A 14923-nucleotide genomic window follows, 5' to 3' on the forward strand; every position below is an offset into this window, starting at 1 on the left:
AGGCGTACTGATGGCATTGGCAGCAGCAGGGCGTTTCCCGCGAACTCGGCGGCAGATTCGATCCGTCTCTCGCGGCGTCGACAGCATCGGTGATCAGGCACTGTTCTTCGCGAAAGCAATCGGACACGCACCAAAGGCTTTGATGCGCTATCCACGCGAGACACTTCGCTTGATCGCCGAGATCAGCATGGGAACCGGAGCACTGGCCGTCATCGGTGGCACCGTCGTGATCGTCGGCTTCCTGACTCTCTTCACCGGAGCCACCATCGCCGTGCAGGGCTACAGCTCGCTCGGAAACATCGGCGTCGAGGCACTGACGGGATTCTTCGCAGCGTTCATCAACGTTCGTATCGCCGCACCCGTCATCGCGGGAATCGGTTTGGCCGCCACCATCGGTGCCGGCTCCACCGCGCAACTCGGAGCGATGCGTGTGTCGGAGGAGATCGACGCCCTGGAGACGATGGCCATCCCGTCCATCCCGTATCTGGTCAGCACCCGTGTCATGGCCGGCATGATCGCCATCATCCCGTTGTACTCGCTGGCAGTGATTGCGTCGTTCATGGCCAGCCGTTTCGCGACGGTGTACCTGTACAACCAGTCCGGCGGTGTGTACGACCATTACTTCACAACCTTTCTGATACCCACGGACATATTGTGGTCGTTTGCGCAAGCGATAGTCATGGCCCTAGCGGTCATGTTGATTCACACCTACTACGGCTTCAACGCGACCGGTGGCCCGGTCGGCGTCGGCGTCGCCGTGGGTAATGCGGTGCGCGCCTCACTGATTGCGGTTGTCACCGTCACCCTGCTCATCTCACTCGCCATTTACGGTGGGTCCGGCAACTTCAACTTGTCGGGATAGGGGACGGAGAGAATGACAGTTCCCAGGTGGCACAAGAAACTTGCCGCGGCCGGTTTGATCCTCGGACTCGCGGCAATCGTGGCCGTCGCACTCACCATGTTTGCGGGCGGCTTCACCGAGAGCACCCCCATCACCGTGATGTCCGCTCGCGCCGGTCTTGTCATGGAACCGGACGCCAAGGTGAAATTGCGCGGCGTGCAGGTGGGCAGCGTCGAATCGATTTCCCTCGACGGAGATCAAGCGAGTCTGCAACTGGCGATGTATCCCGACCAGATGTCGAAGATTCCGTCCAACGCCGGCGTGGAGATCAAGTCCACCACCGTCTTCGGAGCCAAGTACGTCAACATCGTCATCCCGGACGATCCGTCGACACAGCCCATTCAAGAAGGTGCGGTCATTACCTCCGACAGCGTGACCGTCGAGTTCAACAGTGTGTTCGAACATCTTTCGGAGGTACTGGCCCAGGTCGAGCCGGAAAAGCTGAACGCAACACTCGGTGCTATTTCGACGGCACTCAACGGCCGCGGCGAAGCACTCGGCGAGGTTCTCGAATTGGGCGACACCTACTTGCAGAAGATGAATCCCACGCTGCCGCAACTGCAAGAGGATCTGGCGAGCGCGGCCACGGTCACCAACCTGTACGCGGACGTGGCACCGGACCTACTGCGCATCCTCGACAACGCAACCACTACAAGTGGTTCCATCGTGGCCGAGCAGGCCAACCTGGATCTGCTGTTGCTCAACATCACCGGCCTCGCCAACACCGGTAACGCCTTGCTGACCGACAACGAGCAGGACCTCACCACGTCCCTGGACACCCTGACGGCAACCACGACGCTGCTCGAGGAATACTCACCCGGTCTGACGTGCTTCCTCGTCGGATTGAACGACGGGCGCATCAAATTCGAGCCGATGGCCGGCACCGGTGACAAAGCGGCCTTGATGCTCAGTGCGAGCTTCATGTGGGGTGCAAAGGCGTACACCAATCCGGAGTCCCTTCCCAAGGTTGCCGCATCGGGCGGCCCGAATTGTTACGGCTTCCCCACCTTCGATCCGAAGGTCGACGGTAAGGCCCCGTTTGCGGTCACCAACACCGGAAACGTGCCGTTCGTACCCAACACGGAGTTCGAGGTGACGGTTCCGACGATCTTCCAGTTCCTCTTCGGGGACTCTTACGAACAGGACGGGGAGTGATGAGACCGACAACGGTAAAGCTCTTGATCTTCACACTCGTCATGTCGGTGATTTTTGCCGGACTGGCCATCGTGTTCAGTCAGGTGCGATTCAGCAGTAGCAACGGTTTTCACGCCACGTTCGCCGATGTTTCCGGTCTGAAGTCCGGCGACAAGGTGCGGATCGCCGGTGTTCCGGTCGGATCCGTGACGGGCGTGTCCATCGATGATTCCAACCAGGCTGAAGTCAGCTTCGACGTCGATACCCAGTACTCGTTGATGAAGAGCACCAAAGCGACGGTCCGCTACGAGAACCTGGTCGGCGATCGCTACATGGAGCTACTGGAAGGCACCGGTTCGACCGAATCTTTGTCGTCCGGCGGTTCGATTCCGGTTGATCAGACATCGCCCGCTCTGGACCTGGATCTGTTGCTCGGTGGTTTCAAGCCGCTCCTGCGCGCGCTGGATCCTCAGCAAGTCAACGATCTGTCAGGAGCGCTGCTTCATGTCCTGCAAGGCCAGGGCGGAACTCTGGTTTCTCTTCTGGGAAACACCAATTCATTCACCAATACGCTCGCGGATCGCGACCAGTTGATCGGTGACGTGATCACCAATCTCAACGACGTTCTCGGGACGATCAATGACAAGGGCGATCAGTTCTCCACCACGATCGATCAACTCCAGCAGTTGGTGAGTGGTCTGGCGCAGGACAGCGGTCCGATCGCAAATTCGATCACCGAAATCGCGGGTGCAACAGGGGATCTTGCGGCGCTACTGGGAGCTACCCGTCCGGACATTCAGACGTTGATCGGTGAAACCAACCGCACGATGACACAACTCGATCTGGGCAAGGAAGACATCAACACCGCACTCGCGCGTCTGCCCTCGGACTACCAGAAGCTGATCCGCGTCGGAACCTACGGTTCGTTCTTCCAGTTCTATCTGTGCGCCAACACCTTCAAATTCTCCGGCCCTGACGGAACCACGATCGTCCTGCCCACGGCAGTACAGACCACGGGAAGGTGCGCGAAGACACAATGAGTCCTGCCCGTGAACGAAATCCCGTACAGATCGGCGTCGTCGGTCTGGTCCTGGCTGTCGCGACGGTCGGTGCCACACTGCAATACGATCAGCTCCAGTTCCTGTCCGGCGGTATCCGCCACTCCGCTTACTTCGCCGACGCAGGCGGTTTGGTTGCCGGTGACAACGTGACGCTGGCAGGCGTCAACGTCGGCAAGGTTAGCGAGGTCGAACTCGACGATCAAAGCGTGCTGGTCACCTTCACCGTCCAGGACGGCATTGCACTCGGAGAACAGACGTCAGCCGACATCAAGACGAATACCGTGCTTGGCCGCAAGTCGCTGGCCGTTCGGTCCGAGGGGCCGGGGCTGTTGCGCACCGGTACGCCGATCCCCTTGGAACGCACCAACTCTCCGTACTCACTCAACGAAGCACTCGGGGATCTCGGTACCACCGCGGCGGAACTCGACACAGAACAGATCAACGATTCTCTCAACGCGATCTCGGATACGCTTGCCGACACCCCGCCGGAGTTGCGGGGAGCCCTCGACGGCATGACTCGGCTCTCGCAGAGCATCAACGCGCGAGACGAAAGTTTGCTCCAATTGCTCTCGCGCGCTGAGGACGTCACCAAGATTCTCGCGGATCGCAGCGGGCAGATCGACTCTCTGCTGGTGGACGGAAACAAGCTGTTCGGTGAGCTGAGCTTGCGTCGTGACGCGATCAGTGAGCTGATCGTCAACACCTCAGCGGTATCACGTCAGCTCTCGGGGTTGGTTGTGGAGAACGAGGCCCAGATGGGTCCCACCCTCGAGAAGCTGAATTCTGTTGCCGAGGTTCTTCAGAACAACAAGGACAACATCTCCGGCGCGCTCGACGGCCTCGGCCCGTACATCACGGCACTCGGCGAGACCGTGGCAAGCGGACCGTTCTTCGACGCCTTCATCATCAACATTCTTCCCAGTAACTGGTGGAAGACCCTGGTGGACAGCAGCGTTGATCCCGAACAAATTCCGTCGGACCTCGAGGACTTCTTTCCCGGGATTCCGCCGACGATCAGGGGGCCAGGAGAATGACCGACACAACAGCCTCCACCGGCTCGCGTAAGAAGTGGGTACTGATCGGCGCTGCGGCGCTGGTCGTCCTACTCGTCGCGGCCGCGGCTTACCTTCTGATTCCGGGACTGGGCAAGACCAAGATCTCCGCCCACTTCGTGTCCACGACGGGACTGTACGAAGGCGACGTCGTCCGCGTACTCGGCGTCAACGTCGGCAAGGTCACGAAGATCGAGCCTCGAGATCAGGACACCTATGTCGAGATGGCTGTCGACCGCGGCGTCGACGTACCAGCGGATGCTCAGGCACTCATCGTCGCGCAGAGCCTCGTTTCTGCGCGGTTCGTTCAGCTGACCCCGGTCTATTCCGGTGGTGACCAGATGCCAGACGGTGGCGTTATTCCGATCGAACGCACCGCGGTCCCGGTCGAGTGGGACGAGATCAAAACGGAACTTGCCAAACTCTCCGAGGCACTAGGCCCGGAAGGTATCGACGACGAAGGTTCATTGGGACGCTTCATCAATACGCTCGGCGACAACCTCGAGGGCAACGGAGAATCCATTCGGATGACGTTGCGCGAGTTGTCCGCCACCATGCACACACTGTCGGAAGGCCGGACGGATCTCTTCTCCACCATCCGTAACCTGCAGGCGTTTGTCACCGCGCTGTCCTCGAGTAACGAGCAGATCGTGCAATTCAGCGGACATCTCGCTTCGGTCAGCAGTGTTCTCGCAAGCAGCTCCGACGAATTGGGCACGGCCCTCAGCGATCTCGACCTCGCGGTGGGTGACGTCCAGCGGTTTGTCAACGACAATCAGGCAGCTCTGAGTGAATCGGTGGCGCGGTTGGCCGACGCAACCCAGGTACTGACCGACAAGCGCCCCGAGATCGAACAGGTACTCCACTCGGGCCCGACGTCGCTGGCCAACTTCTACCAGATCTACAAGCCGGCGCAGGGCAGCATGACCGGCGCAATTGCACTGAGTAACTTCAAGAATCCGATTCAGTGGATCTGCGGATCCATTCAAGCCATCGATACCGGTCCAGCTGAGAGAAGTGCCGACCTGTGTAAGGAGTATCTCGGCCCGGTGCTCAGCACGCTCATCATGAATTACCCGGGATTCCTCTTCAACCCGGTTTCCGGAGTTCAGGCCTTCCCGGACCAGATCGTGTACACGGAGCCCGGTTTGGAAGCGGCGGCAAGTCCGGGTCAGGCCGCGTCGGCCCCGCAGGCGGCAGCAGATCCGTTGAACGGCGTGCCGATGCCGTCCGTGCCCAAGGACCTCACCGAACTCTTCAACATGGGGGGAGGCAACTGATGCGCGCGAGAGGTAAAGCAGTAGTGGTGACGTTGGCCGTCGGCGTCGCTCTCGGCGCCAGTGGTTGTGAATGGAACGGGCTGAACTCCGTGCCCATGCCCGGCACCCAGGGTCGAGGCGAGGGGTCGTACGAGGTTCAGATCGAGATGCCCAATGTGACTACCCTGTCGCAGAATTCACCCGTTCGGGTGGACGACGTGGCGGTGGGGAGCGTCTCGAATATCGAGGTCCAGGGCTGGCATGCTCTGGTGACGGTGTCGCTCAACCCCGAGGTCGAGTTGCCCGCCAATGCGACCGCGAAGATCGGGCAGACCAGTTTGCTCGGATCGCAGCACATCGAACTGGCTCCGCCGGTCGAGGAGGCGCCGGAGGGGCGTCTCGAGGCCGGCGACGTCATTCCCCTCGAACGAGCGGGTGCCTACCCGACTACCGAGCAGACGCTGTCTTCGTTGTCTGTCGTACTGAACGGTGGCGGACTAGCACAGGTGCAGGACATCACCACGGAATTGAACGCGGCACTCATCGGGCGAGAGGATGCTGTTCGCGACTTGCTCCCGCAACTCGATCAGCTCGTCGGAAGCCTCGACAAGCAACGCGGAGACATCATTTCGGCGATGGAAGGTATCGACCGGCTGTCGTACACCGTCGAGGCGCAACGTGACACTCTGAACAAGGCGCTCGACGGAATCCCCCCGGCACTGGACATCCTGGTGGCACAACGTCAGGACATCACCAACGCGTTGACGTCCCTCGGCGGCCTGAGTGAGGTGGCCAGTCGCGTCATCAACGAAAGCGGCGAGGATTTTGCCACCAATGTTCGGTCGCTGTCTCCAACTCTGAAAGCACTTGCCGATTCCGGCAATGCGCTGACGCAGGTGCTCGGGGTTCTGCTCACGTTCCCGTTCCCGCAGAACGGAATCGACAACGTCATTCGAGGCGATTACGCCAACCTGGCCATGACCATCGACTTGACGCTGCCGCGACTCGACGCGAACTTCCTCACCGGTACACCGCTGGCAGGTTCCCTAGGGGGCCCGGAAGGTGTTCTCGGCACGCAAGCGGGGCTGGGCGGGCAGGCAGGCAACCCGTTGAGTGATCCACTCAGGCCGGCCGCAGCTCCGGCTCCCGCAGCTCCGGCTCCGGCAGCAGAGGCTCCCGCGGCGGACCCGAACACCATCACGATCCCGGGACTTCCGCCGATCACCATTCCAGGACTTCCTCAGGGGGCACCAGCACCATGATGCTCACAAAGTTCGTCCGCATCCAGCTTGTCATCTTCGCGGTATTGACCGTCATCGGTCTGGTCGTGATGGCAACACAATACGTACGTGTTCCGGCGATGATCGGGATCGGACGCTACGCCGTCACCGTCGAATTACCGTCTACCGGTGGGTTGTACAAGAACTCCAACGTGACGTACCGCGGCCAGAGTGTCGGCGTCGTGAAAGCCGTCGAGTTGTCACAAACCGGTGTGAATGCCCAGTTGTCCATGGACAGCGGAGTCGAGATTCCGGCCGACGTCGACGCCGTGGTCAAAAGCGTGTCCGCGATCGGCGAGCAGTTTGTCGATCTGATCCCGCACACCGACTCCTCCGGTGCGATCGTCGTATCCGGTCACCTGGAGAACGGCTCCGTCATACCGGTTGACCGCAGTTCCGTGCCCCAGGATGTCGGCGCGCTACTCGATCAGGCAGATCTGTTGCTGCAGAGCATCTCCGACACGAAACTCAAGACCGTCATCGACGAATCCTTCAAGGCGTTCAACGGTGCGGGACCGGATCTGCAGAAGCTGATCGACTCGGCTCGCCTGTTCGTCGAAGAAGCGAACAACAACTCCGACGCCACCAAGACGCTGATCGAGCAGGCCGGACCGCTGCTCGACACCCAGATTGTCAGCAGCGACGCCATCCGTTCGTGGACAAGCGATCTGGTGACCTTCACAGACCAGTTGCGAGCCAGTGACCCGGATCTGCGGGCGATTATCCAGAAGGGCCCGGCAGCGGCGTCCGAGGCCAATGCACTTCTCCAGGATCTTCAACCCACGTTGCCGATTCTCTTGGCGAACCTGGTGTCCGTCGGTGAGGTCGGGGTGTTGTACAACAACGCAATCGAGCAGATCCTTGTCATCTACCCACCGCTGTCGGCAGCGCTCGTTACGGTCGCCGGCTCCGGAAACCCCGCGGATGGCGCCTTGGTCGACTTCCACCTCGAAGTCAACGATCCGCCGCCGTGCACCACAGGATTCCTCCCCGCCGAGGAGTGGCGCAGTCCCGCGGACGAATCACCGATCGCAACTCCGTCGGATCTGTTCTGCCGCATAGCCCAGGACTCGCCGATCGCCGTGCGCGGTGCACGCAACCTGCCGTGCGCGGAATTCCCGGGGCGCCGCGCCGCGACAGTGGAACAGTGCAGGACCGGTTACGAGCCCCTGGGCACCAATCCGCAGACCGGGCCGCCGCAACCGATCACCGCGACCCCCAGTTCCTATGCGTCGGAGCCTGGCGTCACCGCACGTCGGTACGATCCGACTACAGGCACGTACATAGGACCCGACGGGAGGACGTACTCGCAGCCGAAACTCGGTGCCGGCGGAGACATCAGTCTCGAAGAGTTCATGAAGGGTCAGCAAGGTTGATGAACGAAGAAGAACCCAAGCAGCGGGTGCGCCGTCGCGCGTCCCGGAGCGCCGGACCCACCGGCGCAGATACAGACGCAGCGTCGACGGTAGTTCCCAGTGAAACGGCAGTGCCCAGTGAAAAGGCAGTGCCCAGTGAGAAACCGGCTGAACAACCTGTCGCACTGACCAAAACCGAAGCGAGTGTCAGTGCACCGAAGTCGCACGCTGAAGAGCCGAAGGCGCCTGCGGCGGTGTCACCGGATTCCGAACCTCCGGTTCCGGCAACAACGCCACCGAAGTCCCGGAAGTTGGTCGGCGGGATAGTCCTGGCATCCATTGTCGCGCTGGCGTTTGCAGTGGTGTCTGTACTGCTCTTGGTGGATCGCAGCAAGGCCTCCAGCGCTGAGGAAGAACGGTCTGCATATATCGCCGGTGCGCGGACCACAGCGCTCAACCTGACGACTCTGCATTCGGAGACTGCAGGCGCCGATCTCGACAAGTTCTTGGCCGGCACCACCGAGGAATTTCAATCGCAACTCGACGGACGTAAGGACTCGTTTGTCGACGTTCTCGGACAGGTAGGCGTCCAGACGGACGGCGAGATCCTCGAAGCCGGGTTGGAAAAGATCGACGGCGATTGTGGAACCTCGCTAGTCGCGGTGCGTGCAATGCAGAAAAACGCGGAGCAACCCGAGCCCGAGGAACGCAACTATCGCCTGCGAATCACCATGTGCGATACCGACGGGCAGCTCCTTGCCTCGAATGTGGAGTTTGTGCCATGACCCCGGAGACGACAGACCCAGCAACTACAGCTACAGGCGCGACGTCCGCGCGCGTGTCACCATTAACCATCGTCTTGTGCGTGATCAGCGCGCTGGCGATTGCACTGGCAGGCTTGTCGGCGTATCTGTACTTCGGTCCGGACGGAACTCGGGATCTGGCGGCCACGGACAACACCAGAGAAGAAGTGGTGCAAGTGTCCTCGGACCAGGCAGTCGCGATGTTCCAGTACGACCACAACAATGTCGATCAGCAATTGCACTCGGCAACAGAAGGATTGACCGGCGATTTCCAGAATCAGTTCACTGAGTTGATCGAGTCGGTCATCATTCCCGGCGCGCAGGAGAAGGCGCTGACCGTCCAGGTTGTCGTACAGGGCGCGGCAGTTCTCGATGCCGCACCGGATACCGCCACCACGATGCTCTTCCTCAATCAGATTACGACGTCGAAGGATTCGCCGGAGGCAGTCGCCAGTGGCAGCCGCGTCAAGATGGGGCTGGAGAAGCAGGATGGTCGCTGGTTGGTGAATAGCGTTCAGCCGTTCTGATCGACACATGCTCGACATGAAACAACCCGGCCGAGGGAGTCCCCTCGGCCGGGTTGTTTCATGCCGGCGTACTCAGTTGTTGTCGTCGATTTCGTGGTTCTCGTCCGGTGCGATCAGTGCCGGCCCCGCAGCGCCGCCGTGCGCGAGAGCGTCGAGGAACGAGTGAGCCCAACGGTCCACGTCATGAGTGAGTACCTGACGGCGCAGGGCGCGCATGTGGCGTCGTCCGTCTTCCTTCGGCTGGTTCAGTGCTTCCACCATGGAGTCCTTGACGTCGTCGAGGTCATGGGGGTTGCACAGGAATGCCTGACGCAATTCTGCTGCCGCACCGGTGAATTCGCTGAGCAGTAGAGCGCCGCCCAGGTCGCTGCGGCACGCTACGTATTCCTTGGCAACCAGGTTCATGCCGTCGCGAAGTGGGGTGACCAACATGAGGTCGGCGGCAACAAAAAACGCAATGAGTTCGTCGCGGTCGACCGGTCGGTGGATGTAGTGGACAACAGGGCGGCCGACTTCACTGAACTCGCCGTTGATGCGGGAGACCATCTGCTCGATGTCGCCGCGCATCTGGACGTAGCTTTCGACGCGCTCGCGGCTGGGAGTTGCCAACTGGATCATGACGGTATCGGCGGGATCTATCCGTCCGTCGATGAGTAGTTCGTGCAGTGCGTTCAACCGGACGTCGATGCCCTTGGTGTAATCGAGGCGGTCGACGCCGAGCATGATCTTCTTGGGGTTGCCGATTTCTTTGCGAATCTGCTTGGCGCGGTCGCGAATTGCCTTGGAGCGTGATCGCTCGTCGAGCTTGCCGGAGTCGATGGAGATGGGGAACGCGCCGACGCGGACGGTGCGGAAACCCACCTGCACAACACCAAGTTTGGAGCGGACGCCGACGTTGCCGCGTGAAGTTTGTTGTCCCGCAAGCCGCCTGGCGAGGAAGAGGAAGTTCTGTGCGCCGCCGGGAAGGTGGAAACCGATGAGGTCGGCGCCGAGGAGGCCTTCGATGATCTCGGTTCGCCACGGCATCTGCATGAACAGTTCGACCGGCGGGAACGGAATGTGCAGGAAGAACCCGATGGTGAGGTCGGGGCGCAGCATCCGCAGCATCTTCGGTACGAGTTGAAGTTGGTAGTCCTGGATCCAGACCGTCGCGCCGTGGGCCGCAGCCTTGGCGGTGGCTTCGGCGAAGCGGCGGTTGATCTCGACGTACGCGTTCCACCATTCGCGGTGGTACTCGGGCTTGACGATGACGTCGTGATAGAGCGGCCAGAGCGTGGCGTTGGAGAAGCCTTCGTAGTATTCGTTGATCTCGGTGGCGCTGAGCGGTACCGGGTACAGCTCGAGTCCGTCTTCGACGATGGGGTCCATGTCGGCGTCGGCAACACCGGCCCAGCCGACCCACGCACCTTGCTTGCTACGCAAGATCGGTTCGAGAGCGGTGACCAAACCACCGGGACTGCGCTTCCATCTTGTGGAACCGTCTGGCAACCGCTCCAGGTCGACGGGCAGGCGGTTCGCTACTACGACGAACTCGGCCTGCCCGGACACGGTCTTCTCTGCGGAGAGAGCAACTGCGTCGTCAGAGGGGATTGAGCTGGCCGATTCCGGACTGACAGACACGTGGTTCCTTCTCGTTAGGTATAGGTGAGAGACTCGATCGAGATTCAGTCGAGCTTGCTGACGGGGCTGATTCCGAGCATCGAGAGCAGCATCCTGCACTCGTCGGCGTCTTCCGCGTACGCAGCGACAACGCGCTGTGCCATACGGGCGGTTTCCTCGGCTACGGTCTCGATTTCCTCGTCCGGGATCTCGACTTCGGCTTCGACGGTCGTCTTCTCAGACATCATGTTCCTCTCGTGCTTGCCTGCACGGCGCAAGCAATGGTTCCGCAAGCAATGGTTCTACAGCGACTCTATGAGAACTGGGCACGTCAACGCTAGTTGCTCATGCATTAGGGTCGACTTACTTCTGTGTCTACCGGACATTCTCGTCCCTATCAATGCTTGGAGTTCCATGAGCACGACCCAGGTGAGTGAAGCCGTCGATTCGGGTGAATCAGGCGCAGGTAAAAGCAGTGGGGCTGCGATTTTGCGTCGAGTTCTCGTGCGTAATCGGGGACCGCTGGCCATCGGCACCGTTCTGGTGTGCCTGCATCAACTCGCCGAAACCGCGGTGCCGATTTCGATCGGTGTCATCATCGATCGGGCAATCGAGACTTCGGACACCACCACGCTCGTCGTGTCGATCTGTGCGCTCGGTGCGTTGTTTCTCGTGCTCACCGCAGCCTGGCGGTTCGGTGCTCGGTTCATCGTGACGGCGATGCAGCAGGAGGCACACAGATTGCGCCTCGAAGTGGCACACCGCGTTCTCGACCCGCGAGGTGTACACACGAACCTGCGATCCGGCGAATTGCTCACGGTATCGACGTCCGACGCGGAACAGGCGTCCTGGATAGCCGACATCGTGCCGCGGGCAGCAGCGGCACTGACCGCCGCGGTGGCGTCGGCTGTCGCGTTGCTGTGGATCGACGTCACGCTGGGGCTGGCGGTGTTGATCGGCACCCCGGTCATTCTCGGTCTACTGCAACTGTCGGCGCCGCTGATCACGTCCCGCGCGACGGGGAAGCAGGCGTCGATCGCCCGGGCATCGGCAATGGCAACGGACTTGGTGAGTGGACTGCGGCCGCTCCGCGGCATCGGCGCGGAGAAGTCGGCGTCCGATCGCTATCGCGGTGCAAGTCGCGAAGCCCTCGCATCTGCGGTCCACACGGCAAAGGCCACTGCGATCTACACCGGTGTGTCGGCGACGGTCAGCGCTTTGCTTGCTGTGGGGATCGCCGGTTGTGCCGGCTACTTCGCATTGCAGGGCCGAATCTCGGTGGGGGAGTTGATCACCGTGGTCGGACTGGCGCAGTTCTTTCTCGAACCGCTCGGCCTGCTTGCTTCTCTCCCCGGATATTTTGCGGTTGCTCGCGCGTCGTCCGATCGGTTGGCGTTGGTGCTCGACGCCGATCCGATCCTGACCCCGGGCTCGGTGACCGAGACACCGGGCTACGATCTGACTCTCGAAGGGCTGCAATTCCGTTCACTCGGCGGCGTCGATCTGCACTGCGACGCCGGCGAATTGTTGGGGGTCGTGGCGTACCAACCGCAGGACGCCGAGGCGCTGGCCACGGTGCTGTCCGGGCAACCGGGCGCACACGAGTACCGAGGTTCTGTGCGGATCGGCGGAATTTCGCTGCAGGACATGGACTTGGCACTGGCCAGGCGCACCGTGCTGGTGGAACCGCACCTGACCGATCTGTTCGGGGGTTCGCTTGGCTCCAATCTCGCAGCTGGCGCAGGCGATGCGCAGTCCTCGGATCTGGGGGAGGTGCTGGCTGCCTCGGCCGCCGCCGATGTCGTCGACTCCCATCCCCATGGACTCGACCTCGAGGTCACCGACCGCGGAGCCAGCCTGTCCGGCGGTCAACGGCAACGGGTCGCGCTGGCACGCGCGTTGCTCACGAAGGCGCCCGTGCTGGTGCTGCATGATCCGACAACCGCGGTGGACGCGGTAACGGAAGCGTCGATTGCGGCAGGCATCGCGGAATTGCGCCACAGCGGAACAGCGCTGCACACCACGATCCTGATCACGAGCAGCCCGGCGTTGCTGGCGGCAACGGATCGTGTGGTCGTTCTGGATCGGGGAGTAGTAGTGGCACAGGGGACGCATGCCGAACTCGCTCACCACGACACCGACTATCGAGGGGCGGTTCTGCGATGACCGGGAAAGAGACACGCGAACTGCTGCCGATCGCGGGCGGGCGCGAAACCTGGCAGTGGTTGAGGTCGGAGTTGGTGCAGCGGAAGCTGCAGAGTTTTCTTGTTGTGGCGGTGTCGGCCGCAGCGGCCGCGATGGCGTTGGTACCGATCTATGTGTTCGGTGTCCTGGTCGATCGGGTTCGTGAGGGTGCTCCCACGTCGACAATTCTGACGGTGGTGGCGATCATCGCGTCGGCGGCCGTCGTTGGTGGTGTTTTCACGGGATACGCGTCGTATCTGGTCAAGAGGCTGGGTGAGAACATCCTCGCGGATCTACGCGAGCGCACCGTCGACCGGGCACTGCGGTTGCCTGTGCCGACGCTGGAGAAGGTCGGTAAGGGTGATCTGCTTTCTCGCGTCGGCGATGACGTTGCCGTGATCGCCAAGGCAGTCTCCGAGGTGATTCCGAACCTGATCGGAGCCGTTCTGCTGGTCGCGCTCAGCATGGTGACCATGCTCGGTCTGGACTGGCGTCTGGGACTGGCCGGTCTGGTGGCGCTCCCGATGTACGCGATGGCGCTGAAGTGGTACCTGCCACGATCGGCGCCGATCTATGCGGCCGAGCGTGTGGCGATGGGTGCACGTTCGCAGGCATTGATCAGCAGCGTGCAAGGTGTCCGGACGGTGCGGGCCTACAGCCTGGAGAAGGAGCACCTCGGACGGATCGACGACGCGTCGGCGAAGGCCCGCGATCTTGCGGTGGGAGTGTTCGGCCTGTTCACCAGGTTCGCCGGGCGCGGGAACCGGGCCGAGTTCGTGGGCCTGTCCATGATCCTTGTTGTCGGGTTCCTGCTGGTGCGCGACGACATCGTGACTGTCGGCCAGACCACAACGGCAGCATTGCTGTTCCACCGCCTGTTCAATCCGATCGGTTCGCTTCTCTACACCTTCGACGAAGTGCAGTCGGCGGGCGCGAGCCTCGCACGCCTTGTGGGTGTCGTGGATATCCCGGAACCCGACCGCGCCGACATCGACGTGGCCGAACCTCACGATCGCTCACTGACATTGCGGGACATCAGGCACAGCTACGACGGCCGCGAGGTTCTCCACGGCGTCAGTCTCACTCTGGCCGCGGGGGAGCGGGTGGCGCTGGTCGGCTCGACCGGTGCCGGGAAGTCGACGGTGGCGGCGATCGCCGCCGGATCGTGGGCACCGACGTCGGGAAGCGTGCTGATCGGTGGTGTTGCGTTGGCCGGCGTCGCTGACCTACGACGCCACATCGGCATTGTCAGTCAGGAAGTGCACGTATTTGCCGGCTCGCTGATCGAGGACCTGCGTCTCGCAGCGCCCGAAGCGTCCGAGGAGGACGTGATGTCGGCGCTGAAGACCGTCGGGGCGTCTGCGTGGGTGGCGGCCTTGAGTGACGGTCTTGCAACCGTTGTCGGCGAAGGTGGGCACGAGATGACGGCGTCGCAGGCACAACAGTTGGCGTTGGCCCGGTTGGTTTTGGCCGACCCGGCTGTTGCGGTGCTGGACGAGGCGACGGCGGAGGCCGGAAGTGCTGGTGCCCGCGAATTGGAGGCAGCTGCTGATGCGGCGACGGCCGGGCGGACCACTCTTGTTGTCGCTCACCGGCTTACGCAAGCGGCGGCAGCGGACCGGGTGATCGTGCTCGAGCACGGACGGATCGTGGAGGAGGGGCCGCACCTCGAGCTGGTGGCTGCGGGCGGGCGGTACGCGCACCTGTGGACAGCATGGGAAGGTCGCGAGACGCGATAGTGTTGCCGCAAGCGGGGGAGCTTCGGTCA

At 61.9% G+C, this 14923-nt stretch carries 13 protein-coding genes; 11 read left to right on the forward strand and 2 right to left on the reverse strand.

All coding sequences use genetic code 11. The features are described 5' to 3' along the window. The first annotated feature begins 10 nt into the window (after nucleotides 1–10). The 9 genes from RG2_RS16375 (at nucleotide 11) to RG2_RS16415 (ending at nucleotide 9372) form a co-directional block, all read left to right on the forward strand. On the forward strand, nucleotides 11–862 hold the full coding sequence (locus RG2_RS16375) for an MlaE family ABC transporter permease (RefSeq protein ID WP_033232293.1): 852 nt from the start codon (nucleotides 11–13) through the stop codon (nucleotides 860–862). 12 nt (nucleotides 863–874) lie between these two features. Further along, nucleotides 875–2056 carry an MCE family protein gene (locus RG2_RS16380; protein WP_033232292.1) on the forward strand — a complete coding sequence of 394 codons (1182 nt, stop codon included), beginning with the start codon at nucleotides 875–877 and terminating at the stop codon, nucleotides 2054–2056. Then, nucleotides 2056–3075, forward strand: coding sequence for an MCE family protein (locus RG2_RS16385; protein ID WP_033232291.1), 1020 nt, complete (start codon nucleotides 2056–2058; stop codon nucleotides 3073–3075). The genes RG2_RS16380 and RG2_RS16385 overlap by 1 nt, the downstream gene beginning before the upstream one ends. Next, entirely contained in the window at nucleotides 3072–4130 is a 1059-nt protein-coding gene (locus RG2_RS16390; RefSeq protein WP_033232289.1) for an MCE family protein, read from the forward strand. The genes RG2_RS16385 and RG2_RS16390 overlap by 4 nt, the downstream gene beginning before the upstream one ends. Then, complete coding sequence (locus RG2_RS16395; RefSeq protein ID WP_033232287.1) at nucleotides 4127–5428, forward strand: MCE family protein; 1302 nt, start codon at nucleotides 4127–4129, stop codon at nucleotides 5426–5428. The genes RG2_RS16390 and RG2_RS16395 overlap by 4 nt, the downstream gene beginning before the upstream one ends. Beyond that, nucleotides 5428–6669: an MCE family protein gene (locus RG2_RS16400; protein ID WP_033232286.1), complete on the forward strand. Its 1242-nt coding sequence runs from the start codon at nucleotides 5428–5430 to the stop codon at nucleotides 6667–6669. Before RG2_RS16395 ends, RG2_RS16400 begins: the two co-directional genes overlap by 1 nt. Continuing rightward, the gene (locus RG2_RS16405; RefSeq protein ID WP_033232285.1) at nucleotides 6666–8063 is read left to right on the forward strand and encodes an MCE family protein; all 1398 of its coding nucleotides are present in this window, start codon (nucleotides 6666–6668) and stop codon (nucleotides 8061–8063) included. The genes RG2_RS16400 and RG2_RS16405 overlap by 4 nt, the downstream gene beginning before the upstream one ends. Next, the gene (locus RG2_RS32020; RefSeq protein ID WP_080711643.1) at nucleotides 8063–8827 is read left to right on the forward strand and encodes an Rv1363c family protein; all 765 of its coding nucleotides are present in this window, start codon (nucleotides 8063–8065) and stop codon (nucleotides 8825–8827) included. Before RG2_RS16405 ends, RG2_RS32020 begins: the two co-directional genes overlap by 1 nt. A gap of 80 nt (nucleotides 8828–8907) precedes the next feature. Continuing rightward, complete coding sequence (locus RG2_RS16415; RefSeq protein ID WP_230590044.1) at nucleotides 8908–9372, forward strand: twin-arginine translocation pathway signal; 465 nt, start codon at nucleotides 8908–8910, stop codon at nucleotides 9370–9372. Nucleotides 9373–9444: 72 nt separating this feature from the next. Here the strand turns inward: RG2_RS16415 and RG2_RS16420 are convergent, their stop codons facing one another. Continuing rightward, entirely contained in the window at nucleotides 9445–10920 is a 1476-nt protein-coding gene (locus RG2_RS16420) for an alpha,alpha-trehalose-phosphate synthase (UDP-forming) (RefSeq protein WP_275586642.1), read from the reverse strand. Nucleotides 10921–11036: 116 nt separating this feature from the next. Then, entirely contained in the window at nucleotides 11037–11216 is a 180-nt protein-coding gene (locus RG2_RS16425; RefSeq protein WP_371851322.1) for a hypothetical protein, read from the reverse strand. A 169-nt stretch (nucleotides 11217–11385) separates the two neighbouring features. Here RG2_RS16425 and RG2_RS16430 point away from each other — a divergent pair, with 169 nt between their 5' ends. Then, nucleotides 11386–13137 (forward strand): ABC transporter ATP-binding protein, encoded by a 1752-nt coding sequence (locus tag RG2_RS16430; protein ID WP_045068717.1) that lies wholly within the window; start codon nucleotides 11386–11388, stop codon nucleotides 13135–13137. After that, on the forward strand, nucleotides 13134–14894 hold the full coding sequence (locus tag RG2_RS16435; RefSeq protein WP_033232281.1) for an ABC transporter ATP-binding protein: 1761 nt from the start codon (nucleotides 13134–13136) through the stop codon (nucleotides 14892–14894). The genes RG2_RS16430 and RG2_RS16435 overlap by 4 nt, the downstream gene beginning before the upstream one ends. The last annotated feature ends 29 nt before the right edge of the window (nucleotides 14895–14923 follow it).

It is taken from the genome of Rhodococcus globerulus NBRC 14531 (genome assembly GCF_001894805.1).
Taxonomy (GTDB): domain Bacteria; phylum Actinomycetota; class Actinomycetes; order Mycobacteriales; family Mycobacteriaceae; genus Rhodococcus_F; species Rhodococcus_F globerula.

Coding starts and splice junctions, on each gene's coding strand:
- RG2_RS16390 (WP_033232289.1), top strand. CDS start 3,072: ATGAGTCCTGCCCGTGAACGAAATCCCGTACAGATCGGCGTCGTCGGT.
- RG2_RS16385 (WP_033232291.1), top strand. CDS start 2,056: ATGAGACCGACAACGGTAAAGCTCTTGATCTTCACACTCGTCATGTCG.
- RG2_RS16425 (WP_371851322.1), bottom strand. CDS start 11,216: ATGTCTGAGAAGACGACCGTCGAAGCCGAAGTCGAGATCCCGGACGAG.
- RG2_RS16430 (WP_045068717.1), top strand. CDS start 11,386: ATGAGCACGACCCAGGTGAGTGAAGCCGTCGATTCGGGTGAATCAGGC.
- RG2_RS16395 (WP_033232287.1), top strand. CDS start 4,127: ATGACCGACACAACAGCCTCCACCGGCTCGCGTAAGAAGTGGGTACTG.
- RG2_RS16400 (WP_033232286.1), top strand. CDS start 5,428: ATGCGCGCGAGAGGTAAAGCAGTAGTGGTGACGTTGGCCGTCGGCGTC.
- RG2_RS16375 (WP_033232293.1), top strand. CDS start 11: ATGGCATTGGCAGCAGCAGGGCGTTTCCCGCGAACTCGGCGGCAGATT.
- RG2_RS16380 (WP_033232292.1), top strand. CDS start 875: ATGACAGTTCCCAGGTGGCACAAGAAACTTGCCGCGGCCGGTTTGATC.
- RG2_RS16405 (WP_033232285.1), top strand. CDS start 6,666: ATGATGCTCACAAAGTTCGTCCGCATCCAGCTTGTCATCTTCGCGGTA.
- RG2_RS32020 (WP_080711643.1), top strand. CDS start 8,063: ATGAACGAAGAAGAACCCAAGCAGCGGGTGCGCCGTCGCGCGTCCCGG.
- RG2_RS16435 (WP_033232281.1), top strand. CDS start 13,134: ATGACCGGGAAAGAGACACGCGAACTGCTGCCGATCGCGGGCGGGCGC.